General features: G+C 71.8%; 20 protein-coding genes and 3 pseudogenes. 13 read left to right on the top strand and 10 right to left on the bottom strand.

The features are described from left to right. Positions 1-50: 50 nt before the first annotated feature. The 3 genes from ACP4IX_RS09180 to ACP4IX_RS09170 all read right to left on the bottom strand — a co-directional run bounded on the left by ACP4IX_RS09180 (position 51) and on the right by ACP4IX_RS09170 (position 3,761). Entirely contained in the window at positions 51-1,499 is a 1,449-nt protein-coding gene (locus tag ACP4IX_RS09180; protein WP_426555213.1) for a class I adenylate-forming enzyme family protein, read from the bottom strand. Continuing rightward, positions 1,492-3,036 (bottom strand): NAD(P)-binding domain-containing protein, encoded by a 1,545-nt coding sequence (locus ACP4IX_RS09175; protein ID WP_426555212.1) that lies wholly within the window; start codon positions 3,034-3,036, stop codon positions 1,492-1,494. Before ACP4IX_RS09175 ends, ACP4IX_RS09180 begins: the two co-directional genes overlap by 8 nt. Before the next feature lie 302 nt (positions 3,037-3,338). After that, positions 3,339-3,761 carry a YjbQ family protein gene (locus ACP4IX_RS09170; RefSeq protein ID WP_426518291.1) on the bottom strand — a complete coding sequence of 141 codons (423 nt, stop codon included), beginning with the start codon at positions 3,759-3,761 and terminating at the stop codon, positions 3,339-3,341. Positions 3,762-3,868: 107 nt separating this feature from the next. Here ACP4IX_RS09170 and ACP4IX_RS09165 point away from each other — a divergent pair, with 107 nt between their 5' ends. Beyond that, the gene (locus ACP4IX_RS09165; protein WP_426555211.1) at positions 3,869-4,948 is read left to right on the top strand and encodes an NAD(P)-binding domain-containing protein; all 1,080 of its coding nucleotides are present in this window, start codon (positions 3,869-3,871) and stop codon (positions 4,946-4,948) included. A gap of 10 nt (positions 4,949-4,958) precedes the next feature. Here ACP4IX_RS09165 and mltG read toward each other — a convergent pair whose 3' ends face one another. Further along, complete coding sequence (mltG, locus tag ACP4IX_RS09160) at positions 4,959-5,828, bottom strand: endolytic transglycosylase MltG (RefSeq protein WP_426555210.1); 870 nt, start codon at positions 5,826-5,828, stop codon at positions 4,959-4,961. A 43-nt stretch (positions 5,829-5,871) separates the two neighbouring features. Beyond that, entirely contained in the window at positions 5,872-7,674 is a 1,803-nt protein-coding gene (locus ACP4IX_RS09155; RefSeq protein ID WP_426555209.1) for an ABC transporter ATP-binding protein, read from the bottom strand. A 126-nt stretch (positions 7,675-7,800) separates the two neighbouring features. Here ACP4IX_RS09155 and ACP4IX_RS09150 point away from each other — a divergent pair, with 126 nt between their 5' ends. Continuing rightward, positions 7,801-8,262, top strand: a complete 462-nt coding sequence (locus ACP4IX_RS09150) for a MarR family winged helix-turn-helix transcriptional regulator (RefSeq protein ID WP_426518299.1) — start codon at positions 7,801-7,803, stop codon at positions 8,260-8,262. A 56-nt stretch (positions 8,263-8,318) separates the two neighbouring features. Here the strand turns inward: ACP4IX_RS09150 and ACP4IX_RS09145 are convergent. Next, positions 8,319-8,601, bottom strand: a pseudogene (locus ACP4IX_RS09145) (hypothetical protein); the annotation flags it as partial. A 244-nt stretch (positions 8,602-8,845) separates the two neighbouring features. On the opposite strand from ACP4IX_RS09145, the gene ACP4IX_RS09140 reads away from it, so the two are divergent. The 4 genes from ACP4IX_RS09140 (at position 8,846) to ACP4IX_RS09125 (ending at position 13,806) form a co-directional block, all read left to right on the top strand. Then, on the top strand, positions 8,846-10,693 hold the full coding sequence (locus tag ACP4IX_RS09140; RefSeq protein WP_426518301.1) for an ABC transporter ATP-binding protein: 1,848 nt from the start codon (positions 8,846-8,848) through the stop codon (positions 10,691-10,693). After that, a complete protein-coding gene (locus ACP4IX_RS09135) occupies positions 10,690-12,471 on the top strand; it encodes an ABC transporter ATP-binding protein (protein WP_426518303.1) in 1,782 nt (593 codons plus the stop codon). Before ACP4IX_RS09140 ends, ACP4IX_RS09135 begins: the two co-directional genes overlap by 4 nt. A gap of 528 nt (positions 12,472-12,999) precedes the next feature. Then, on the top strand, positions 13,000-13,470 hold the full coding sequence (locus ACP4IX_RS09130) for a DUF5709 domain-containing protein (RefSeq protein ID WP_426518305.1): 471 nt from the start codon (positions 13,000-13,002) through the stop codon (positions 13,468-13,470). Positions 13,471-13,533: 63 nt separating this feature from the next. Further along, entirely contained in the window at positions 13,534-13,806 is a 273-nt protein-coding gene (locus tag ACP4IX_RS09125) for a type B 50S ribosomal protein L31 (RefSeq protein WP_426518307.1), read from the top strand. 23 nt (positions 13,807-13,829) lie between these two features. Here the strand turns inward: ACP4IX_RS09125 and ACP4IX_RS09120 are convergent, their stop codons facing one another. Continuing rightward, a complete protein-coding gene (locus ACP4IX_RS09120) occupies positions 13,830-14,624 on the bottom strand; it encodes a metal-dependent hydrolase (RefSeq protein ID WP_426518309.1) in 795 nt (264 codons plus the stop codon). Between the two features lie 145 nt (positions 14,625-14,769). Here ACP4IX_RS09120 and ACP4IX_RS09115 point away from each other — a divergent pair, with 145 nt between their 5' ends. After that, on the top strand, positions 14,770-17,283 hold the full coding sequence (locus ACP4IX_RS09115; protein WP_426518311.1) for a DEAD/DEAH box helicase: 2,514 nt from the start codon (positions 14,770-14,772) through the stop codon (positions 17,281-17,283). Positions 17,284-17,302: 19 nt separating this feature from the next. Continuing rightward, on the top strand, positions 17,303-18,169 hold the full coding sequence (locus ACP4IX_RS09110) for an acyl-CoA thioesterase (protein WP_426518313.1): 867 nt from the start codon (positions 17,303-17,305) through the stop codon (positions 18,167-18,169). Between the two features lies 1 nt (position 18,170). Here the strand turns inward: ACP4IX_RS09110 and ACP4IX_RS09105 are convergent. Both ACP4IX_RS09105 and ACP4IX_RS09100 read right to left on the bottom strand, forming a co-directional pair. Beyond that, positions 18,171-18,494: pseudogene (locus ACP4IX_RS09105) on the bottom strand (DUF6397 family protein); the annotation flags it as partial. Between the two features lie 313 nt (positions 18,495-18,807). Beyond that, positions 18,808-19,221, bottom strand: coding sequence for a roadblock/LC7 domain-containing protein (locus ACP4IX_RS09100; protein ID WP_426518315.1), 414 nt, complete (start codon positions 19,219-19,221; stop codon positions 18,808-18,810). 108 nt (positions 19,222-19,329) lie between these two features. Between ACP4IX_RS09100 and ACP4IX_RS09095 the strand changes: the two genes are divergently transcribed. From ACP4IX_RS09095 to ACP4IX_RS09085, 3 genes and pseudogenes are all read left to right on the top strand, one after another. After that, positions 19,330-19,758 (top strand): PPOX class F420-dependent oxidoreductase, encoded by a 429-nt coding sequence (locus ACP4IX_RS09095; protein WP_426555208.1) that lies wholly within the window; start codon positions 19,330-19,332, stop codon positions 19,756-19,758. A 401-nt stretch (positions 19,759-20,159) separates the two neighbouring features. Beyond that, on the top strand, positions 20,160-20,768 hold the full coding sequence (locus ACP4IX_RS09090) for a class I SAM-dependent methyltransferase (protein WP_426555207.1): 609 nt from the start codon (positions 20,160-20,162) through the stop codon (positions 20,766-20,768). A gap of 123 nt (positions 20,769-20,891) precedes the next feature. After that, positions 20,892-21,005, top strand: a pseudogene (locus tag ACP4IX_RS09085) (PadR family transcriptional regulator); the annotation flags it as partial. Between the two features lie 22 nt (positions 21,006-21,027). Here the strand turns inward: ACP4IX_RS09085 and ACP4IX_RS09080 are convergent. Then, positions 21,028-21,924, bottom strand: coding sequence for an oxygenase MpaB family protein (locus tag ACP4IX_RS09080; protein WP_426555206.1), 897 nt, complete (start codon positions 21,922-21,924; stop codon positions 21,028-21,030). Between the two features lie 97 nt (positions 21,925-22,021). Between ACP4IX_RS09080 and ACP4IX_RS09075 the strand changes: the two genes are divergently transcribed. Together ACP4IX_RS09075 and ACP4IX_RS09070 are read left to right on the top strand one after the other, a co-directional pair. Continuing rightward, complete coding sequence (locus ACP4IX_RS09075; RefSeq protein WP_426518323.1) at positions 22,022-22,318, top strand: hypothetical protein; 297 nt, start codon at positions 22,022-22,024, stop codon at positions 22,316-22,318. Between the two features lie 140 nt (positions 22,319-22,458). Further along, positions 22,459-23,391, top strand: a complete 933-nt coding sequence (locus tag ACP4IX_RS09070; protein WP_426555205.1) for a hypothetical protein — start codon at positions 22,459-22,461, stop codon at positions 23,389-23,391. Positions 23,392-23,628 lie beyond the last annotated feature (237 nt).

The following is a 23,628-nucleotide window of genomic DNA, read 5'->3' as shown; positions in this document are numbered from 1 at the left end:
CGCCCCGTCCCTCCTGCCGTCCCGGGCACGGCCCGGGACGGGGCCCGGCGCTAGCCTCCGGCCGCGAGACGCCGCTTGTCGGGTTTTCCGGCGGCCGTGAGCGGTACCTCGCCGATGAGGGTGAGCCGGGTCGGCGCGCAGGCCTCACCCAGCTCCGCCGCCACGAGCGTGCGCAGTTCGCCGAGGTCCGGGGTACGACCGGGCGAGGGGACGACGAAGGCGTGGACGGCCTCGCCCGTGCTGTCGTCGGGCACGGCGACGACGTACGCCTCCGCCACCGCGGGATGCCCGGCGAGCAGCCGCTCGACGGGCCCGGCGTAGTACACGTTGGCGTTGACGATGATCACGTCACGGACCCGTCCCGTGAGCCACAGCCGGCCCGATGCGTCGAGACGGCCGAGGTCGCGGGTGCGCACCCACCCGTCGCGGAACACCTCCGCCGTGAGGGCGGGTTCCCGCCAGTAGCCGGAGCTCTGCGACGGGGTACGGACGAAGAGTTCGCCGTCGGTCCCCCGCCGGACCGGGCGGCCGGAGGTGTCGCGGATCTCCAGTTCGACGGGCGGCACCCCGAGGGAGCCTGCCGGCTCCTCCGGGGTGGCCATGGAGATCATGCCGGTCTCGGTCTGTCCGTAGCCGTGGAAGACGACCGGGCCGAGCACCTCGACCGCCTCCCGCAGCCGTCCCGGCTCCAGCGGTGACCCCGACACCATCAGCGCGCGCAGTGCGCCGAGGTCCACCGGCGACTCGCGCTGACCCGCCACGAGCTTCGCCAACCGGGCGACCGTGATGACGCTCGCGGTCGCCCGGTGCCGCACCAGGGCGTCGGGGAAGTCCGGCGGGTCGGCGGTGACCAGGGTGCCGCCGGCGGCAAGTGCCAGCAGCCCGTACTCCATCATCACCTGGCTGGCCAGGGTGCCGAACACCAGGAACCGGTCCAGGCGCCCGGCGAGTCGACGGACGGCGGGCGGCCAGGCGTCCGGCCGGTGCGCCCAGCCCGCGGTCATCGCCGCGTAGGTCTGGGCGCACGCCTTGGGGACGCCGGTGCTGCCGCTGGTGTGCAGGAGCCGGGCGACGTCCTCGGGCCGTGCCAGCACTCGTGGCCGGACACCGTCGTCCTCCGCCGACAGCAGGCTGTCGAGCGCGAGGACCCTTCCGGCACCGCGGGCGCCGGGACCGTCGGGCCGGTCGGTGACCCGTACGGCGGCATCCCTCAGGACGTGCTTCTGCTGACGCCCGGTCAGGCCGGGCCGCACCCCGACGACGCGGGCCCCGAGGACGTGGGCGGCGATGACCGCGGCGAACGGCCCGGGGCCGACCCCGAGCAGCATGGCGACGCCGTCGCCGGGCCCGACACCGCAGCGCCGCATGCCGTTCACGGCGCGCCGCACCATGCCGAGGAGCCGGGCTCCCGAGACCTCCCGGCCGGCGTGCTCGAACACCGTACGGTCGCCCGCCGCGTCGAGGAGGTCGAGTACGGCACCGGGGAACTGCTCAGCCAAGGCTCTCCCTCACAAACCTGGTGAGCGGCTGCCGGTGGACCGCTGGGAGGTTCCAGTCGTTCTCCAGGTTCTCCGCCAGGTGGTGGGTCCCGGCGAGTACGCCGTCCCGGTAGTGGCGGACGACGGGATGGAGATACGTGGAATCCATGGCGTGGGCGACGTCGTTCTCGACCACGCGCGGGACACCGATGTCGAACGGGTCGGCCTGGTCGTGTTCGGGTCCGTACTCCAGGTCCACGACGAACCGGTGCGGTGCGGGCCCGAGACCGCCGTCGGTGACGTAGTCGAGCGGGACCTCTTCCTGGTACACGGCGCGGTCGCCGTCCACGCCGACCACGTCACCGAGGAACCCGAACTGCTGCCACAGGCCCGACGAGCGGTTGACGCGGCCGATGACGGCGTCGGCGATCGCCTCCGGCGTGGCGGTGAGCGTCCGGGCCGGCCAGGGGGTACCGGGATGGCGGGCGCCCAGGATGCGGTGCAGGGCACGCGTCGCGTAGCGGAAACCGTGGATGAAGCCGTTGGTGGACTTCTTGAAGTCCCGCTGCTGCATCAGGGTTCCGGCGAAGTACAGGTCCGGTACGTTGACCGACTCGAAGGACGAGGTCTGCTCGGGGAACCGGTCGTTGATGACGAGCGCGGGGCGGCAGGTGTCGTCGAAGACGGACGCGTCGAAGCGGAAACCGGTGCATACGATGATCCGGTCGTAGTGCAGTTCGCGCAGCGGTTCCCTGGTCCGCGCATAGCGGAGCATCACCCGGAAGCCGCCGCTCCCGGACTTCTCGATGCTCTCCACGGTGCCGTCGAGCACCGCGTTCTGCGACTTGAGCTGGTAGGTGTCCAGGAAGTTGTTGTTCACCGCGCGCAGATGCCCGAGATAGTGGGTCTTCCAGGCGAGTTTGACCGAGTGCGGGCCGGCGACGTGGATCACCGCGGCCTTCTCCACGAGACCGTCGGCGGTTTCGAACGCGGAGTTGCCCTTGCCGATGATGAGCACCCGCTGGTTGGTGAAGGACGCCGGGTCGGGGTCGAAGGTGTCGTACCGCTCGGCGAGTTCGAGTCCCGGGATCGGCGGCTCGTGGAGTCGGGAGACACCGGTCGCCATGACCAGCCGCTTGGCCTGCCGGGTGCGTCCGTCGTCGTCGACGACGGTGAAGACGCCGTCCGCGCGGGAGATCCGGACGACCTCTGTCCCGTACTCGACGCGCACCGCGGTGCGTGCCGCGAAGTCGGCCAGATAGCGCACCAGGTCGTCCGCCGGTGGGAAGTAGCGCTCGCTGTACCGGGTGAAGAGCAGCTCCGGGTCGTCGCTGAGCAGCGAGTTCCAGTCCATGCGCAGGTTGAGTTCCGGGTCCGTGAAACCCGTGTTCACCTTGTTGGTCGATATCAGCTGCCGATGGCGGGGATACCGGGTGAAGAACGTCCCCGGTCCGCTCCCCCGCTCCAGGACGACGTAGTCGCGCCCGTCGCGTTCCAGCAGAGCGGCAAGTTGGAGTCCGGCCGGTCCGGCCCCGATGATGAGATAGTCGCGCACCATGGCCCGGACGGTAGTGACGTGAAATCAGAAGGCTCTGAGATTCGGCAGCCCGCACCACGCTGCCGAACTCGGTCAGGAGCCCGGCCGCTCTCACGGATCCACCCGCTGCCAGGGCCAAGAGGCGGCTCGTTTCTCGCACACACGAGGGCACGGCCGGCTCCGACCGGGCCGTCGGCTTCTTCGCCTGCGAGCCGGCTCGCACGGCCGTCCCGGGGCCGGTCCCGGCCGTCTCCCGGGGCCAGTCCCAGCCCTCCCGCTCGGTACGGCCGGACTTCGCCTCCAGTGCCTCGGCTGCGCCGGAGCTACCCGAGGAAGGACAATCGCACCCGGCGGTCGGGGTTGTCCCTGTTCGTGTCCACCAGGCACACCGACTGCCAGGTGCCGAGTTCCAGGCGTCCGCCGATCACCGGCAGCGTCGCGTGCGGCGGTACGAAGGCGGGCAGGACGTGGTCGCGGCCGTGGCCGGGGCTGCCGTGGCGGTGCTGCCAGCGGTCGTCGGCGGGGAGCAGGGTGTGCAGGGCGGCCAGCAGGTCGTCGTCGCTGCCGGCGCCGGTCTCGATGACCGCGATGCCGGCGGTGGCGTGCGGGACGAAGACGTTGAGGAGACCGTCGCGGCCGGCCGCCGCCTCGCGCAGGAAGGACTCGCAGTCACCGGTGATGTCGGCGACCCGCTCCGACGAGCCGGTGGCGAGGTTCAGGACTCGGGTGGTGAAGGCATCTGGCATGCCCCCATCCTGACGTACGCGGCGAGCCGGGCGGGGGAGCACCGGGCTCGTGATCGTCCCGGGGCGGATCGGGGAAGACCGGGACGCCCCAATCCGTTGGTAGAAAGGTGAACAACACACAGGAGGTCGAGGTCGTCGTCGTCGGTGCCGGTCAGGCGGGGCTCGCCGCGGCCCATCACCTCAGGCGCACCGGGTTCGAGCCCGAGCGGGACTTCGTGGTGCTCGACCACTCGCCCCGGGCCGGCGGCGCCTGGCAGTTCCGCTGGCCGTCGCTGACGTACGGCAAGGTGCACGGCATGCACTCCCTGCCGGGCATGGAGCTGACCGGCGCGGATCCGGCGCGGCCGTCCGCCGAGGTCGTCGGCGAGTACTTCGCGACGTACGAGCGGACCTTCGATCTGCGGGTGCGGCGGCCTGTCGACGTGCGGGCGGTGCGCGAGGGGACGGGCGGGCGGCTGCTCGTCGAGACGTCGGCCGGCCCCTGGTCGGCGCGGGCACTGATCAACGCGACCGGCACCTGGGACCGGCCCTTCTGGCCGCGCAGTCCGGGGCAGGAGACCTTCCGGGGGCGGCAGTTGCACACCGCGCAGTACACCGGCCCCGAGGAGTTCGCCGGGCAGCGCGTGGTCGTGGTGGGCGGGGGCGCCTCCGGGACGCAGCACCTGCTGGAGATCGCCCCGTACGCCGCGGCCACCACGTGGGTGACGAGGCGGCCCCCCGTCTTCCGCGAGGGGCCCTTCGACGAGGACGCGGGCCGGGCCGCGGTGGCGCTCGTCGAGGAACGGGTGCGGCAGGGACTGCCGCCGAAGAGCGTGGTGGCGGTCACCGGACTGCCGCTGAACGACGCGATCCGGGCGGGTCTGGAGTCGGGGGTGCTGGACCGGCGGCCCATGTTCGACCGGATCACGGCCGAGGGGGTCGAGTGGAGCGACGGACGGCGGGCGGCCGCCGACGTCATCCTGTGGGCGACCGGGTTCCGGGCCGCCATCGGCCATCTGAGACCGCTGCGGCTGCGGGAGGCGGGGGGCGGGATCCGTGTCGAGGGGACGCGTGCCGTCGCCGACCCTCGGATCCATCTCGTCGGCTACGGGCCGTCGGCCAGCACCGTGGGCGCCAACCGGGCCGGACGCGCGGCCGTACGGGACATCAGGCGACTGCTGGCCGAACAGGAACCGGTCGCCACGTGACGCCGGCCGGTCACCTCGTCTCGGCAGGCTCCTTCGAGGCGCTCTGCCGGATGCGGTTGTACTCGGCGACGTTGCGCTGGTGTTCGGCGTAGTCGGCGGTGAAGCGGGTGTCGCCCGGCTTGACCGTGACGAAGTACAGCCAGTCGCCGGGGGTCGGCGTGACAGCGGCGCGAACGGCCTCGTCGCCCGGGTTGTCGATGGGCGTGGGAGGCAGGCCCATGCGCTGGTACGAGTTGTAGGGGCTGTCGATCCTGGTGTCCTCGGTGGTGGTCTCCAGGCTGGAGCGGCGCAGGGCGTAGTTGATGGTGGAGTCCATCTGGAGCGGCATACCGCGTTCCAGCCGGTTGAAGATCACCCGGGCGACCTTCCCCATGTCCTCCTCCGTGGCGGCCTCGGCCTGCACGATGCTGGCGATGGTGACCGCCTGGTAGACGTTCAGCGCGTTGCGCTGGGCGCCCGCGGCGACCGGGGCGCCGTTGAACCGCTCGTTCGCCGTGTCGACCATGGCCGTCAGCAGTTTCTCGGGCGTCGGGTTCTCACCGAGCGGATAGGTCGCCGGGAAGAGATAGCCCTCCGGGTTTCCCTCGGCGTCGTTCGGCAGTTCGAGGTTGGCCTTGGCCAGGGACTTCTTGGTCGTGCCGGGGGCCAGAGCAAGGGTCTTGTCGACGGCCTCGTAGACCTGGGTCGCGCGCCAGCCCTCCGGGATCACCAGGGAGGTGGGGCGGGAGTCGCCCTCCTCGTCCGGCACCAGCAGCGGCACCGCCACCGCGGTACCGGCCACGACGGCGCCGGTCACGATCAGGGCGATACGGCCCCGGCGCGTCAGTCGGATCGTTCTCCTGGTGCCTCTCGTGCTCCGTCGCGGAGTGTTCGTCTGCATGCGGGCACGGTAACCCCCATTTGTACGCAAACCCGGCATATCGTCATCTTGTCGGCTCCAGTCGGGCGTCCCGGCGGACCAGGGCCGCGTACCGCCCGTTCCGCTCCAGGAGCTCCTCATGCCTGCCCTGTTCCGCCAGGCGCCCGGCGTCGAGGACCACGATGCGGTCGGCACCGCGGACGGTGGACAGGCGGTGCGCGATGGTGATCGTGGTGCGGTCGGCGGACAGGGCGTCGATGGCGGCCTGCACAGCGGCCTCGGTACGGGTGTCCAGGGCGCTGGTCGCCTCGTCGAGGACGAGGACGGGCGGGTCGCGCAGGATGGTGCGGGCGATGGCCAGGCGCTGCTTCTCCCCGCCGGAGAAACGGTGCCCACGCTCACCGACCACCGTGTCGTAGCCGTCGGGCAGGGCGGCGATGTGGTCGTGGATCTGCGCCGCCCGCGCCGCCGCCTCCAGCTCCGCGTCGGTGGCGTCCGGCTTGGCGAAGCGCAGGTTCTCGGCGACCGAGGCGTGGAAGAGGTACGTCTCCTGCGAAACGACGCCGACCGCGCGCGCGAGGGTGTCGAAGTCGAGGTCGCGGACGTCGACCCCGTCGAGGGTGACCCGGCCGCCCGTCACGTCGTACAGCCGCGGCACCAGGTGGCCCAGTGTGGATTTGCCGGCGCCGGTCGGGCCGACGACGGCGAGGCTGCTGCCCGCGGGGACGGTGATGTCGATGCCGTCGAGGACGGGGCCGCCCTTGCCGTCGTAGCGGAACTCGACGCCCTCGAAGCGGACCTCGCCCTTGATGCGGTCGAGGCGGACGGGGTCGGCGCGCTCGGTGATGTCGATCGGCAGGTCCAGGTACTCGAAGATGCGCTGGAAGAGCGCGAGCGAGGTCTGGATCTGGACGCCGGTCGACAGCAGGCTCACGGTCGGGCGGAACAGTCCCTGCTGGAGCGAGACGAAGGCGACGATGGTGCCGAGGGAGACGTCCGGGCCGCCCAACTGGAGGGCGATGCCCGCGGTCCAGTAGATGACGGCCGGCATGGCGGCCATGACGATCGTGATGACGGCCATCCGCCAGCGGCCCGCCATGTTCGACTTCACCTCGAGGTCGACCAGGCTCTCGGACTCGTCGGCGAAGGCCCGGGTGAGCGAGTCGGAGCGGCCCATGGTGCGGCCGAGCAGGATGCCGCTCACGGAGAGGGACTCGGTGACCGTGGCGGCCATCGCGGCCATCTGCTTCTGGCGTCGTGTGGTGATCTTCCTGCGCTCCCTGCCGACGCGACGGCTGATCCACACGAAGACGGGGAGGAGGAGCAGCGAGACGACGGTCAATCGCCAGTCGAGAACGACCATGGCGGCGATCGTGGCGATCACGCCGGTGAGGTTGGAGACCAGGGAGGTCGCCGTGGAGGTCACGGTGGCCTGCATGCCGCCGATGTCGTTGGCGATGCGGGACTGGACCTCGCCGGTGCGGGTGCGGGTGAAGAAGGCGAGGGACATCTGCTGCAGCCGGCCGTAGACGGCGGTGCGCAGGTCGTGCATGACGCGCTGGCCCACGGTCGTGGAGATCAGCGTCTGCAGCACGCCGAAGACGCTGGTGAGGACGGCGCCGAGGATCATGCCGAGGGCGAGCAGGCTCAGCAAGCCCGTGCGCCCCTCGGGGATCGCGACGTCGAGGATCTCCTTCAGCAGGAAGGGCGTGGCGACCGACACCAGCGACGCTGCGCCGACCAGCAGCCCGACGATCACCAGGCGGCCGCGGTAGGGACGGAACAGCTTCAGGATGCGGCGCACCTGCCGGGGCTGTTCGCCGGCGTCGGCGGGTGCGGTCCAGGTGGATGCGCGACCGGGGTGCATAAGCTCCTTCGGAGACGGAGGGGGAGGCCGGCGCGGCCTGCCGTCGGCAGACCTGCGTGGATCTCACGGATCATAAGTCATTGTTACCTATACTCACAATGAACATCATCCTGATATTGTTCCCCCATGACCGCCCCCGATCCCGACGGCCTGCTCGCGGAGCAGTTGCTGCGGCTCACCCGCCGCGTGCACCGCATCCAGAAGCGCCATCTCGAGCACCGCGACCTCGGCATCACACCGGCCCAGTCCCGGCTGCTGCGCACCCTGGCGCACTACGGCTCGCCACCCCGCATGGCCGATCTGGCCGAGCGCCTGGAGGTCGTGCCGCGGGCGGTGACGACTCTGGTCGACGGACTGGAGGCGGCCGGGATGGTGCGCCGCGTACCGGACCCGGCCAATCGCCGGGTGATCCGGATCGAGCTCACCGCCGAAGGGCACGCGGCCCTGCGGGAACTGCACGGCGCACGCCGGTGCGCCGCCGAGGAGATCCTGGCCCCGCTGACGGACGAGCAGCGCGCGGTGCTCGGCGGACTCCTGGACACGCTGATCGACGGGCCCGACCTCGGACGGGGCCGACGGACGGCGTGACCGGCGGCTCGCGGTCACGCCTCTCGGACGCGCGGTCACGCCTGTCGGACGCGCGGTCACGCCTTGAGATGGCGGTCAGGCACTGGGATGCGCCCTGTCCTCATGACCACCACCGGGGCGTGCTCGGGGGCCAGCGTGCGCGGCCGGTACTCCATCGCCGGCTTGCGGCAGGCTGACGTACGGCTTCCGTGGTCCATATGCAGCCAGATGCCACCACCCCTCGCCCGCGCCCTCGGGGCGGGTCGGGTCGTTCGGCGAGGTGCCCTTGACCCGGTTGTGGTCGATGGCGACGGCGTGGTCACAGTCGTGCCGGTACGGCCTGCGCCGCCTTCGCGGCGCGCCGCGAAGGCGGCGGACCGGGTGCACGCCACCCACCTGCCGCTCCGCATGGGTCCGCGTTCGCACGCGCACCGCATCGCGCCGCAGCGGCGCGGCAGGTGGGTGGGTGGCGGAGGCAGCCGGATTCGTACCCCACCGCGGAAAACCGCTTGATTTTGGCCTGCCGCGACGCGAACCTTTCACGGTTTGCAGCCTCTTGATGCCGTCGTGAACGGCACCCCCTGACACGAGCCACTGGGATGCCATGCAGATCCGAGACCTTCCGTTTCCCGACCCGGGCGTGCCGGACGCACGTTCGGGTCCCCGATTCCTGTGGTGGCTGTTCCGGAACCAGCTGGGCGGACAGCTCAAGTCGCTGGCCTGGGGCCTGCTGCACTTCGCCTCCGTCTCCGCCCTGCCGTTCTGCGTCGGTCTCGCCATCCAGGCCGTGGTCGACCGCTCCGGCACCCGGCTCGCCCTCGCCGGCGGGGTCATGGTGCTGTGCTGCGTCGGCAACGCGGTCGGCGACACCTTCCTGCACCGCAGCGCCATCACCAACTGGATCACCGCCGCGGCCCGCGTCCAGCAACTGCTGGCCCGCAAGACCGCCCTGCTGGGCTCGGCACTGACCCGTCGCGTCGCGGCCGGCGAGGTCGTGGCCGTCTCCACCGGCGACGTCGAGAAGATCGGCTGGTTCGTGGAGGCCGTCTCCCGCTTCACCGCGGCCGCGCTGACCATCGTGCTGGTCTGCGTGGCCCTGCTCGTCTACGAGCCGGCGCTCGGCGTCGTCGTGATCCTGGGCCTGCCGGTGCTGGCCCTCGCGGTGCTGCCCCTCCTCCCCCGGGCCACCCGGCGGGCCGACGTGCAGCGCGAGAAGGCCGGCCGCGCCACCGAACTCGCCTCGGACACCGTCGCGGGACTGCGCGTGCTCCGCGGCATCGGCGGGGAGGAGCTCTTCCTCGACCGCTACCGAGACGCCTCCCAGGAGGTACGCCACGCAGCCGTGCGCAGCGCCCGGATGTGGTCACTGATCTCCGGGATCCAGGTGCTGCTGCCGGGACTGCTGCTGGTCGCGGTGGTCTGGCACGGCGTCCACCTGGCCCGCGAGGGCAGCATCGGCGTCGGCGAACTGGTCACCGTCTACAGCTCCGTCATGATCCTCACCTATCCGCTGCGGCACTTCGAGGAGATCGCCATGGCGTACTCCTTCTCCCGGCCCTCGGCCAAACGCGCCGCACGGGTCCTGGCGCTGGAGCGCGCCACCGACACCGCGGGCTCGCGTCCCGCCGAGGTCCCGTCCGGGGACCTGTACGACCCGACCACCGGTCTCCTCGCGCCGAAGGGCCGGTTCACCGCCGTGGTGTGCGGCGACCCCGACGCGGCCGGGCGGCTGGCGGAACGGCTCGGCGGACACCCCTCGGAGGAGGGCACGTCGGCCCTGCTGGGCGGGGTTCCGCTGGACGAGCTGCCACTGAAGTCCGCTCGCACCGCCGTGCTGGTGCAGGACAAGGACCCGGTGCTGCTCTCCGGCACGCTGCGTGAACTGCTCGACGTACCCGCGTCCGGCACCGTCGGCGCGGAGGACGCGCTGGCCGCCGCCCAGTGCGGGGACGTACTGGCGGCACTCGCGCAGGGATCACTCGGCGCCGACGACCCGATGGACGCCCGCATCACCGAGAAGGGCCGCTCGTTGTCGGGCGGCCAGCGCCAGCGGCTCGCGCTGGCCCGGTCCCTGATCACGGACCCGGAGGCGCTCGTCCTGGACGAACCGACCTCCGCCGTGGACTCGCACACCGAGGCACGGATCGCGGAGGGCGTGCGGACGCTGCGGGCAGGACGCACCACAGTGGTGTTCACCTCGTCGCCGCTGCTGCTGGACCGCGCGGACCGGATCGTGTTCCTGCACGACGGCGAGGTCGCCGCGGTCGGCGCCCACCGGGACCTGCTGCACACCGAGCCCCGGTACCGGGCGGTGGTGACCCGCGAGACCGACGAGGAGACAGCGGCGGACCGGGACGGAACCGCCGGGGACGAACCGGCGAAGGCCCTGGACGACGACGTCCTCGGCGACGACGTACTGCACCGACTGGAAGAGATCGAGGAGACGGCATGATCGGCGTCGCGCCACCGTCGTACGACCCGGCGGCCCCGACGACGGCGAGCACCCTGCCTGTCGGCGCGCCCTCGACCGTACGCGCCTACGCGGGAGAACTGCTGCGCCGGCACCGCCGCGCTTTCCTCTTCCTCGTCACCGTCAACGTCGTCGCCGTGATCGCCTCGATGGCGGGGCCCTATCTGCTGGGCGGGCTCGTGGAACGGGTGTCGGACGACGCCCGCGAAACGGACGTCGGTCTCACGGTCACGTTCTTCGTGGTCGCCCTCGTCGTGCAGGCCGTGTTCGTGCGGGAGGTGCGGCTGCGCGGGGCCATGCTCGGCGAGCGGATGCTGGCCGATCTGCGCGAGGACTTTCTCGTGCGGTCGGTCGGGCTGCCGCCGGGCGTGCTGGAGCGGGCCGGCACGGGTGATCTGCTCTCCCGGATCACCACGGACATCGACCGGCTCGCCAACGCCATGCGCGAGGCCGTGCCCCAGCTGGCGATCGGCGTCGTGTGGGTGGTTCTGCTGCTGGGCGGGCTGGTGGTCACGGCGCCTGAGCTGGCACCGGCCGTGCTCCTCGCGGTGCCGCTGCTCGTCATCGGCTGCCGCTGGTACTTCCGGCGGGCGCCCTCCGCATACCGTTCGGAGGCCGCCGGGTACGCCGCCGTGGCCGCCGCGCTCGCCGAGACCGTGGACGCCGGGCGTACCGTCGAGTCCCACCGTCTGGACGCCCGCCGCATCGAGCTGTCGGAGCGCCGGATCAAGGAGTGGACCGCCTGGGAGCGCTACACGCTGTGGCTGCGGTCGGTGCTCTTCCCCGTCGTCAACATCACCCATGTGACGGTGCTCGCCTCCGTCCTGCTGATCGGTGGTGTGTTCGTCCTGCAGGGCTGGATCGGGGTCGGACAGCTGACCACGGCGGCGCTGATCGCGCAGATGCTCGTCGACCCGGTGGGCATCATCCTGCGCTGGTACGACGAGCTCCAGGTGGCCCAGGTGTCACTGGCCCGGCTGGTGGGCGTGCGGGACATCGAGCCGGACGCCGGCGACTCGTCCCTGGCGCCCGACGGACGGCACGTGCACGCCGACCGAGTGCACTTCGGCTACGTCGAGGGCGTGGACGTACTGCGCGAGGTGTCGCTGGAGGTCGCTCCGGGCACGAGACTCGCCCTGGTCGGGCCCTCGGGCGCCGGCAAATCCACCCTGGGCAGGCTGCTGGCCGGCATCTACGGTCCTCGCGACGGCCGGATCACGCTGGGCGGCGCGGAACTGTCCCGGATGTCCGCCGAAGGGGTCCGCTCGCACGTCGCCCTCGTCAACCAGGAGCACCACGTCTTCGTGGGCTCCCTGCGCGACAACCTCCGCCTCGCCCGGACCGGCGCCACCGACGCCGAGCTGTGGGCGGCGCTGGGCGCGGTCGACGCGGACGACTGGTCCCGGGCCCTCGCCGAAGGGCTCGACACCGAGGTCGGCTCGGGCGGATTCGCGCTCACTCCGGCACAGGCCCAGCAGATCGCGCTGGCCCGCCTGGTGCTGGCCGACCCGCACACCCTGGTGCTGGACGAGGCGACGTCCCTGCTCGATCCCCGGGCCGCTCGCCATCTCGAACGGTCCCTGGCCAAGGTCCTCGACGGACGCACAGTCGTCGCGATCGCCCACCGCCTGCACACCGCCCACGACGCGGATGTCATCGCCGTCGTCGAGAACGGCCGGATCAGCGAACTGGGCAGCCACGACGAGCTGGTCGCGGCGGACGGCGCGTATGCCGCGCTGTGGCGGTCCTGGCACGGATAGCGCGCTCCGCGCGGCAACCGGCCGGCTGCCGTTGTGGTGCCGATCCGGAGTGACGGGGGCGGCTGGGCACGGTGTGGGCGGCGGGCGCCGTGAAGGGCGGTTGGTGTTCACTCGGGCCCTCCGGCGTTCGGCCGGAGGGCCCCGTCGGCTTTCGGCGGAGTCGGCCGGCGTTCGGCCGGACCCGCCCCGTCGGCTTCCGGCGGAGTCGGCCGGTGTTCGTCCGGAGTCGACCGGAGGCCCGAGTCGGCCGGTGTCGACCGGACCGGGTCGGTGCTCGGCAGGTTCCGGCCCCTGCTTCGGCCGGACAGGGCCACCGGCCGGCCCCGGGGGCCGGGGCGTCGGGTGCCCGGTCGGCGGCCGTGCCGTTGCGGGGTCCCGAACGGGGGTGGAAGGGTGGAAGGAGGCAACGGCTCGGGGCAGGCCCTGGACGAGTGCGGTACTGCGACGGGTGGCACCCGTGCCCCGTGCAGCGGCGGCCCGCCGTGGTCCACGGAGAGAGCGGGCCCGCCCCACCCCCTGGAGGTACCCGTGAACAGCGCCGACGGATGGGGAGATGACGTCTACCAGCCCGACGGATCCGAGCAGAGGGAGGACACCGGGCTGCTCGACGGCGAGGACACCCTCGAGTACGACGGTGTCGACGATCCCCTCGACCGGGGCTGGTCCCCGCCCGAGCGCCCCTGGGCGGTGGAGCACACCGGTGTGACTGCCGCCGAGCGCCATCAGGGCGAGACACTGGAGCAGCGGCTCGCCGAGGAGCGGCCGGACGTGCTCGCACCCGATGGCGACGGACTGGGCGACTCGGACGGCACCGACGGCGAACTGCTGGACAACGAGGTCGGCACGGACCGTTCCGGTCGGCTCGTGGCGCCCGACGAGGGGGCGCACGAGGACGAGGAGCCCGCGCTGGTCGCCCTGGACGTGGGCATCGACGGCGCGGCTGCCTCCGCCGAGGAGGCCGCGATGCACGTCGTCGACGAGGACTCCCTGCCCGGCTGACACCACCCGCGGCGGCGCTTCCGCGTCGTCGCCCCGATGATCCGCGCCGCACGAGGAGAAGCCATGCAGCAGGACAAGCATCCCGAGTACCGGCCCGTCGTCTTCCGTGACCGCGGCGCCGGGTACGCCTTCCTCACCCGGTCCACCGCGACCAGCGATCAGACCATCGCGTGGGACGACGGCGAGACCTACCCGGTCGTGGATGTGGAGATCTCCTCCGAAAGCCACCCCTTCTACACGGGCAAGGCGCGGACGGTCGACTCGGAGGGGCGGGTCGCCCGCTTCGAACGGCGCTACGGCGCGGGCGAGGGGCAGAGCGCCGGCGGGGCCGGCTGACCTGGCCGGTCGCTCCGCCTCCCTCAGATGAAGTTGAGGGCCGCCGCGCCGCCCACTCCCCCGAGCAGCATGAACGCCGGCATCAGCACCTTCAGCTCCACCCAGCTGCCCGCCCGGAACCGCATGGCCTTCGGCGGGCCGATGGGGTACCAGCGCTTGCGGCCCACGGGTATCGGCCAGAGCACGGGGCAGCCCGAGACGGTCAGCGCGTCCCCGATGTCGTGCACCAGCGCGCCGAGCACGATCGGCAGCCCCAGCCACAGGTACTCCTGGCCCGGTGCGGTGAACAGCCAGTCCGCGCCACCGTCGGGTTTGTCCAGTATCCCGGCGAGAATCCAGGCGCTGGTCGCGGCCAGCAGCCAGACCAGCACATCGCTGCTGGAGCCGCGGGTCGCCCGCCAGAGCAGGCCCTCGATGGCCAGCACCATGTGCACGAAGAGAATCGCCAGGACCGCCCAGCGGCCACCCGTGATGGCCAGGACCGACGTGCCCCCGCCGATGAGGACCGCCCACAGCCAGGTGTGCGTCAGCGTGCGGTGCCCGCCGGAGCGGCGCGGGTCGCCCTGCTTCTTCGTCGCCTTGTAGACGGCGTACGACAGCTTGTCGACGATCTCGCACAATCCCCGTGAGACCGGTCCGAAGGCCCGGGAGATGGTGGCCGCCTTGTGGTCGAGATCCGGAGCGAGCGCCGCGCCGGCGCAGATCAGAGCTCCGGCGAGCAGCACCGGCCAGGGCATCGGATGCCCTGCGGCGGCGGTCGCCGCCCCGACTCCGAGCCACGCCGCGGCGCCCGACAGTGAGTGCGCTGGTCCCATCATCGCCGTTGCCCGCCCCATTCCTCGTGTACCACTGTGCAGTTGTCCGGGTCCACCGATGTCTCGTCGGCGACCCAGCGTAGCGTTCGTGATCTTCATGCGGACAGCCGATTCCCCCATCACGACCCGGGGCAGGCAAGATGGGGGCGTGACCCTCATCGACCAGCTGCCGCGGACCGCCGACCCCGATGCCCTGTACGAAGCCTTCGAGGCGTGGGCCCAGGAGCGCGGTCTCACGCTCTACCCCCACCAGGAGGAGGCGCTGATCGAGGCGGTCTCCGGCGCGAACGTGATCGTGTCGACGCCCACCGGCTCGGGCAAGAGCATGATCGCGGCAGGCGCCCACTTCGCCGCCCTGGCCCGGGACGAGGTCACCTTCTACACGGCCCCGATCAAGGCGCTGGTGTCGGAGAAGTTCTTCGAACTGTGCAAGATCTTCGGCACCGAGAACGTCGGCATGCTGACCGGCGACGCCTCCGTGAACGCCGACGCCCCCGTCATCTGCTGCACCGCCGAGGTCCTGGCGTCCATCGCGCTGCGTGACGGCAAGCACGCGGATGTCGGCCAGGTCGTCATGGACGAGTTCCACTTCTACGCGGAGCCGGACCGCGGCTGGGCCTGGCAGATTCCCCTGCTGGAGCTGCCGCAGGCCCAGTTCGTGCTGATGTCGGCCACGCTCGGTGACGTCTCCTTCTTCGAGAAGGACCTCGCGCGCCGCACCGGCCGTCCCACGGCGGTGGTCCGCTCGGCCACGCGGCCCGTGCCCCTCTCCTACGAGTACCGCTACACGCCGCTCACCGAGACCCTCACCGATCTGCTGGCGGCCCGGCAGGCTCCCGTCTACATCGTGCACTTCACGCAGGCGCAGGCCGTGGAAAGGGCACAGGCGCTGATGAGCATCAACATGTGCACGCGTGAGGAGAAGGAGCGGATCGCCGAGCTGATCGGAAACTTCCGCTTCACCACGAAATTCGGCCGCAACCTGTCCCGCTATGTCCGGCACGGCATCGGTGTCCACCACGCCGGCATGCTGCCCAAGTACCGGCGGCTGGTGGAGAAGCTCGCGCAGGCCGGCCTGCTGAAGGTGATCTGCGGAACGGACACGCTCGGCGTGGGCGTCAACGTCCCCATTCGTACGGTGCTGTTCACGGCGCTGACCAAGTACGACGGCACCCGGGTGCGGACGCTGCGGGCCCGGGAGTTCCACCAGATCGCCGGCCGGGCCGGGCGCGCCGGGTTCGACACGGAGGGCTTCGTCGTCGCCCAGGCGCCCGAGCACGTCGTCGAGAACGAGAAGGCGCTCGCCAAGGCCGGTGACGACCCGAAGAAGCGGCGCAAGGTCGTCCGCAAGAAGGCTCCCGAGGGCTTCGTGGCGTGGTCGGAAAGCACGTTCGACAAGCTCATCACCTCCGATCCGGAACCGCTGACGTCCCGCTTCCGCGTCACCCACACCATGCTGCTGTCGGTGATCGCCCGGCCCGGCGACGCCTTCGCGGCGATGCGGCACCTGCTGGAGGACAACCACGAGCCGCGCAAGCAGCAGCTCAGGCACATCCGTCGGGCGATCGCCATCTACCGCTCGCTGCTGGACGGCGGCATCGTCGAGAAACTCGCCCAGCCGGACGCCGAGGGACGCATCGTCCGTCTCACGGTGGACCTTCAGCAGGACTTCGCGCTGAACCAGCCGCTCTCCACGTTCGCCCTGGCCGCCTTCGAGCTGCTGGACCCGGAGTCGCCGTCGTACGCGCTGGACATGGTGTCCGTCGTCGAGTCCACGCTGGACGACCCGCGGCAGATCCTCGCCGCCCAGCAGAACAAGGCGCGCGGTGAGGCCGTGGCCGCGATGAAGGCGGACGGCGTCGAGTACGAGGAGCGCATGGAGCGCCTCCAGGACATCACGTACCCGAAGCCGCTGGAGGAACTGCTCTTCCACGCCTACGACACCTACCGCAGGAGCCACCCCTGGGTCGGTGACCATCCGCTGTCGCCGAAGTCCGTCATCAGGGACATGTACGAGCGGGCACTGACCTTCACCGAGCTGGTCTCCCACTACGAACTGGCCCGTACCGAGGGCATCGTGCTGCGCTACCTCGCGAGCGCCTACAAGGCCCTCGACCACACGGTGCCGGACGATCTGAAGTCCGACGACCTGCAGGACCTGATCGAGTGGCTCGGCGAGATGGTGCGCCAGGTCGACTCCAGCCTGCTGGACGAGTGGGAGCAGCTCGCCAACCCGGAGGAGATGACCGCCGAGGAGGCGCAGGAGAAGGCCGACCAGGTGCGGCCGGTCACCGCCAACGCGCGCGCGTTCCGTGTCCTCGTCCGCAACGCCATGTTCCGCCGTGTCGAGCTCGCAGCCCTCGACCAGGTCGAGGCGCTGGGCGAGATGGATTCCGACGCCGGCTGGGACGCCGACGCGTGGGGCGAGGCCATGGACAAGTACTGGGACGAGTACGACGACCTCGGCACCGGTCCCGACGCCCGCGGTCCCAAGCTGCTGGTCATCGAGGAGGAGCCGCAGAACGGCCTGTGGCGTGTGCGGCAGATCTTCGACGACCCGAACGACGACCACGACTGGGGCATCAGCGCGGAGGTCGACCTGACGGCCTCCGACGCCGAGGGCCGGGCGGTCGTCCGCGTCACCGATGTCGGCCAGTTGTGAACACAGGAGAATCCCGCTGATGACGAACCCGGCCGAGAGCCTCGTCGCCCTGCTCGACCTGGAGCAGATCGAGGTCAACATCTTTCGTGGCCGCAGTCCCGAGGAGTCGCTGCAGCGGGTCTTCGGCGGCCAGGTGGCCGGCCAGGCGCTGGTCGCCGCGGGCCGCACCACGGAGGGCGACCGCCCGGTGCACTCGTTGCACGCGTACTTCCTGCGCCCGGGACGCCCGGGCGTCCCGATCGTGTACCAGGTGGAACGGGTGAGGGACGGGCGGTCGTTCACGACCCGCCGGGTCACCGCGGTGCAGCAGGGCCGCACGATCTTCAATCTCACCGCCTCCTTTCACAAGCCTGAGCAGGGGAGTTTCGAGCACCAGCTGCCGCCGGCCCGCAAGGTGCCGGATCCCGAGTCCCTGCCGACGGTCGCCGACGAGGTGCGGGAGCACCTGGGCGCGCTGCCGGAGCAGTTCGAGCGGATGGCCCGCCGCCAGCCCTTCGACATCCGTTATGTCGACCGGCTGCGCTGGAACGCCGATGACGTCCGCAGCGCCGAGCCCCGGAGCGCGGTGTGGATGCGCGCGGTCGGTCCGCTCGGGGACGACCCGCTCGTGCACACCTGCGCCCTGACCTACGCCAGCGACATGACCCTCCTGGATGCCGTGCGCATCCCGGTGGAACCCCTGTGGGGTCGGCGGGGCTTCGACATGGCGTCGCTGGACCATGCCATGTGGTTCCATCGGCCGTTCCGCGCGGACGAGTGGTTCCTGTACGACCAGGAGTCGCCGATCGCCACCGGCGGGCGGGGCCTGGCCCGGGGGCGGATCTACGACACGGAGGGGCGCATGCTGGTCTCGGTCGTCCAGGAAGGGCTTTTCCGGGCCCTGTAGGTCATGCGGCTCTGCGCCACAGCCGGCCGAACAGGCCGCGGAACCGTCCGGTCGGCTCCGCCTCGTACCGGGTGGGTTCCCGGTCGGGCGGGGGCGGCACCGGGCGAAGGGCCGGGCGTGGCGCCGGGCGCCGACCGCGAGCGGCTTCCACCGCGCCCGCCAGGTCCGTGCGGAGCCAGCCGATCTCGTCCGGGTCGCCCGCCGTCATGATCTCCTCCACGAGCTGCGCGGCCGGGGAGCCGGGCGAGCCATGGACCGGCGGCGGCGGACGGAAGCGGTTCATATGGGAACGCTCGTAGGGGTCCCTGACGACCTCCGAGACCTCGGCCGGGTCGAAGGGATGCGGCCGAGACGTACCGCGAGGTCGAAGTCACGGCGCTCGAGGCCGAGTTCTCGTGCCGCGCGTCCCGGCGTGAGCGGGTTGTCGCGACTGGTGCCGCACGTGGCGCCGACCTGCTCGGTGGTGGCCGTGGTCTCGTGCCCGATGGTGTTGCCGGACATGCTCGTCTCCCCCGTGGAGTGTGCGGCCGACGCCGTCCGCGCCCGCCTGACACAAAACCGTAGCCGCTGGCGCGACATTCGTGGCAGGCCTGTGGACAACTCCGCGGCCCACCCCACGGGTGCGCTGAATGCCCAGGTCAGAGCTCTGTGGGCGCTATGCGGCCTGGCTGTCGCGCATCGATGTCGAGGTGCTCACCGACCCGGTTCACGAGCAGCGTCATCTCGTAGGCGATCTGCCCGATGTCGGTCTCCGCGCCGCTGAGCACGCACAGGCAACTGCCCGAGCCGGCGGCGGTGACGAACAGCACTGCGTCGTCGAACTCGACCATCGTCTGGCGTACCTGTCCCGCGCCGAAGTGGCGGCCCGAGCCCTTGGCCAGGCTGTGCAGTCCGGACGAGACGGCGGCGAGGTGCTCGGCGTCCTCGCGTCGCAGACCCGTACTGGCTCCGGTGACCAGCCCGTCGTTGGACAGGACCAACGCGTGCCGGACGTGTTCGACGCGCTCGGTCAGGTCGTCCAGCAGCCAGCCGAGTCCCTGGTTCTGCACCATGATCCGATCTCCCCGTGTTGTCCCCGTGTGCATGGTCGCCCCCTCTGGTCGGAGGATCTGCCCGCCAGCCTTCACCACGCTCGTGCTGCGGGCAAGGAGGATGGGGACATGGCGCACAAGATGACCGATGAGGAATGGCGGGCGTTCGTCTCGGACGGCACCCGCACCGGGAAGCTCGCGACCGTTCGGGCGGACGGCAGCCCGCATGTGGCGCCGATCTGGTTCCTGCTGGACGGGAACGACGTCGTGTTCAACACCGGCAAGGACACCGTGAAGGGACGCAATCTGGTCCGTGACGGCCGGGTCGCCCTGTGCGTGGACGACGACCGGCCGCCCTTCGGCTTCGTGGTGCTGCGGGGAAGCGCCCGGATCTCGGAGGACCTCGACGACCTCCGGCACTGGGCCGCCCGAATCGGGGCCCGGTACATGGGTGAGGAGCGCGCCGAGGAGTTCGGGGCCCGCAACGGCGTTCCGGGCGAGCTTCTCGTCCGTGTCCCCGTGGACAAGGTCCTGGCCCAGAAGGCCGTGGCGGACTGAGGCCGTCCCGGTCGGGAGAGCCGCTCCGGTCAGCGCGTGGAGTCGAGCAGCCGGGCGGTGTGCGTCCGCCCGGCACACTCGACGGGCAGGATCGGCACCTCCTTCCCCGAGTCGCGGTGCCGGGCGTCTCACAGCACGACCGGGGTTCCCGGCGCGAGGACGGGGCGCGCAGGCGGGGCTCCCTGGTCGTCGTAGCGGTGTGCCGGCGCGGGGGCAGCCGGCCCGGGGCGGCGTGGTTCAGTTGTCCCGTGGCCCCGGGACGCCGGTCCCGGCAAGGGCGCACTGCGGGGAAGGACGCCGCAAGTTGTCGCTGCCTGCTCCAGGAAGGCGACGCAGCGATCGCACCACGTTCGAACGTGTGCCCCGCGGCACCTGCCGTGCCTTTGGGGGATCATGCGGAGATGAGCAACGACCACACGCACGTCCAGGAGTTCTTCGGGGTCCGCGCCGCCGACTGGGACAGCCGGTTTCCCGACGACGGTCCCGCCTACGCGGCCGCGGTCGCCGCGCTGGGCCTGCGCCAGGGGGCCCGTGTGCTCGACGCGGGCTGCGGCACCGGACGCGCCCTGCCCCCGTTGCGCGCGGCCGTGGGACCGTCGGGCCTCGTCGTCGGGGCCGATCTGACACCTGCCATGCTCCAGGCCGCCGTACGGGCGGCGAGGGACCGTGACGGACAGCTGTTGCTGACCGACGTCGCGGCGCTGCCGCTGCGGTCCCGGTCGCTCGACGCCGTGTTCGCGGCGGGCCTCGTCGCGCACCTGCCCGATCCCGCGGAGAACCTGCGGGAGTTGGCTCGCGTCGTGAGACCCGGCGGTGTGCTGGCGCTGTTCCACCCGATCGGAAGGGCGGCCCTCGCGGCCCGTCAGGGGCGGCGGATCACCCCGGACGACCTGCGTGCCGAGTCCACTCTCCGGCCGCTGCTGGCCGGTTCCGGGTGGCGCATGACGTCGTACGTCGACGAGAACGCCCGCTTCCTGGCCCTGGCCGTGCGCGAGGACCCGACCGCTTGACCGAGTCGGAGCGGTCGGCTCCCTCCCGCGACCGCCGCCGAGGCGCGGTACACGGACGAGACCGATCCGAGCCCGTGCACATACGCCCGCGCGGGTTGCGCCCCCCTGGCGCATACCCCACGGCCGGGCCCTGTGGCCGCCCCGCGTCACGTCCTGACGCTCACCGAGGAGGGCCGGCACGAGCCGCGCCGTCGGATCGCCGAGCCCGCGCAGCGCGACATCACCGACGAGAACCGCTCCGCTGCGCGCGGCGATCGGTTCACTCGGCGCCTGACGTGCCGAGGTGGCGGACCGGGCAGCTCCGTACGCCCGGGACCGGGCGGGTGCCCAGCTCCGCCAGCCGGTACCCGTGCGGATAGCCCTTGATCTCCCGGTTCTGCCGGGCGTGGTGCGGCGCTTGCCTCGGCGGCATCAGGCGCACCGCGCGGCCGCGCAGCCGCACGGCGCGGCGCACGAGCGCGCGGGTGGCGGGACCCGGCGGGGTGTACCGGAAGGCCCGCAGGAGCGGCTCGTCGAGCAGGGCGAGGGTCCCGGTCCGCAGGAGCGGGGCGAGGGCACTCGGGTACCAGGAGGCCATGAGGTCGAGAGTGGCGTCGGAGACCCGGCGCGCCCCCTCGTCCCACGCGAAGTGGGCCTGCTCGTAGGCGATGAGGCAGGCTTCGAACTCCTCGTAGGAACCGGGAATGTCCTTGATGCCCATGTGCCGCCCCAGCGTGCGGTAGTGGACCGCGGAGGCGATGGTCTCGTGGCGCGACATCCTTCGCCATCCGTAGGTGTCGATCCAGCGTTTGGGAGTCACGACGAACGTGCACAGGACGTACCGCATGTCGTCGTTGGTGATGTCGTAGCTGCGGTGCATCTGGTTGATCCGCCGGATGGCCGTGCGACCCTGCTCGCTGCCGAATCCGTGCTCGACCACGGCATCGAGCAGCAGCGCCGTGTCGTCGTACCGCTTCTGCGGCCGGTCCGTGAACTCCGCCGTCCCGGCGAGCAACCGGCCGATGCTCGGAACGGCGTAGGTGCGGTAGAGCGCCAGCTCGAGGGCGCGGGCGAAGTCCCAGGGGAACTCGTAGGCCGAAGCCAGGCGGTAGATCTCCGAAGCGTCCGCGTACGGGTCCATCCGCCGGATCTGTGCCAGCCGTTCGAAACGCCTCACCGTGACCGTTCCCTTCTGCCTCCGGAGTGTCAACACTACGTGGAACAGGGGGAGATGTACGTACGGCTCTGGCCGTCGGCAGGGAGGGGTGGTCCGTTTGTTCGGCAGGATCCGCGAGGTCTGGAAGAGAACTCGCGCCGCTCGGCGCACTGAGGGCGACACGGGAGGGGGGCAGCGCGCGCACAACCTGTTCGAGGCCGCGGCCGCGTACGTCTCGGCGTGTGCGGACGACGACCAGGAGCGGATCGACGAGGCGGCGGGCTGGGTGTCACCGGAGGCTCTGTCGTTCGGCGTGAACGAGCTGGCGTGCCGGGCCGTGCTCACGCTCGCGCGGGAACGCGGCCAGTCGCCCCGGGTCGTGGCCCGCGAGCTCCTGGGACTGCCCACGGGCTGACTCCACGGTCCGGCGCGAGTGGGCGATTCGCCCCCGTCCATCCGGAAGAGCCGCAGCTCGGGTGCGTCTGGGAGTCGTGACAACGGCTTCCCGACCGCACTAGGGTGCGCGCCATTGGGCGAACCGATGGGGAGGCTGGGATGGCCGGGACGGACGAGGATGCCGTCGCCACCGCGGACGACGCGCTCTACGTGCTCACGGCGGCGCTGCTGACACCGGCGCAGTTTCCGAGTGTGCTGGGCGACGACTATCCGCAGGCGTGCGCGGCGATCGGTCTCCCACCGCTGGCCGACGGCTACGGCCTGGTCCTCGGTCAGGACGGTGACGGCGCCCGGTGGACCGTCGTCATCGACGACGTCTCGCTGGTCGCCGTCGCCGTGGCGTCCTGGGACTGCGGCATGGAGCACGACCTGTCGCCGGACGAGCGTACGGTTGTCGCCGCGCTGCCCGGCTGGCCTCTCGCGGTCGCCGTGGCGGCCCCCGGCCTGCCCGCACCGCACGATCCCGGCCCCGAGTCGGCCGGCCGGCCCGCGCTGTCGCCGCCGGACACCACTGCCTGGGGGCCCGCGCAGCGGCGCCTGGGAGCCGACGAGATCGCCCTGCGGTGGACGCAGTGGCGGGAACAGGTCGACGACGCGGAATTCCTGGCGGCGCGCGGCGACGACGGCTCGGCGGGCGGCACACCGGGCGGTGGGTCGGTGGGGAGCGCGGGCGCCGGCGAGGACGTCGAGAACAACTCCACGGACGAGACCGACGCCGCGGACGAGGCGGACGCCGCGGTCAAGGCCGACGCCGGTCGGTCCGGACACGGCGGTGTCCGGCGGGTGCTCGCGGAGGCCCGCGCCTACGTCGACACGCCTCCGCCGCTCGGCCGGATCCGGTCGTCGTTCGCGCCGGGGGACGCGCGGACGCTGCGTGCCGACGGCCCCGGCTGGTCGCTCGTCGCCAGAACCGACGACATCGCCTTCATCCTGCTCGACGAAGAACCCGGTGAGGTCCTGCCGGTGGGCCGGGGTCCCTTGCTGCCCGGACTCCTGGAGTCCCTCGACGCGATGGCCGTACGGCCGAGCTGACCCGGCGCCGAGGCCTCCGGCTCCGACGTGTGCACGCACTTGGTCGACACCGGCGGGCGAGGCGAGCCGCACCGCTACCGCACGGCCCGCGGCGGCACGCACGTCGACGGTCCGGGCGGCAGGAGGTCCGAAAGACCACGGCCGGTCCTTGTCCTGCTCCCGGTCGGCGTTGGACGCGCGGACCGCGTGGGTGGCGCGGGGCCACCGCGCCGCCCGCGGCCCGCACGACCGTCAGGA

Source organism: Streptomyces sp. WG5, assembly GCF_049974565.1.
GTDB lineage: Bacteria > Actinomycetota > Actinomycetes > Streptomycetales > Streptomycetaceae > Streptomyces.
This window is presented reverse-complemented; position numbering and strand designations above follow the sequence as displayed.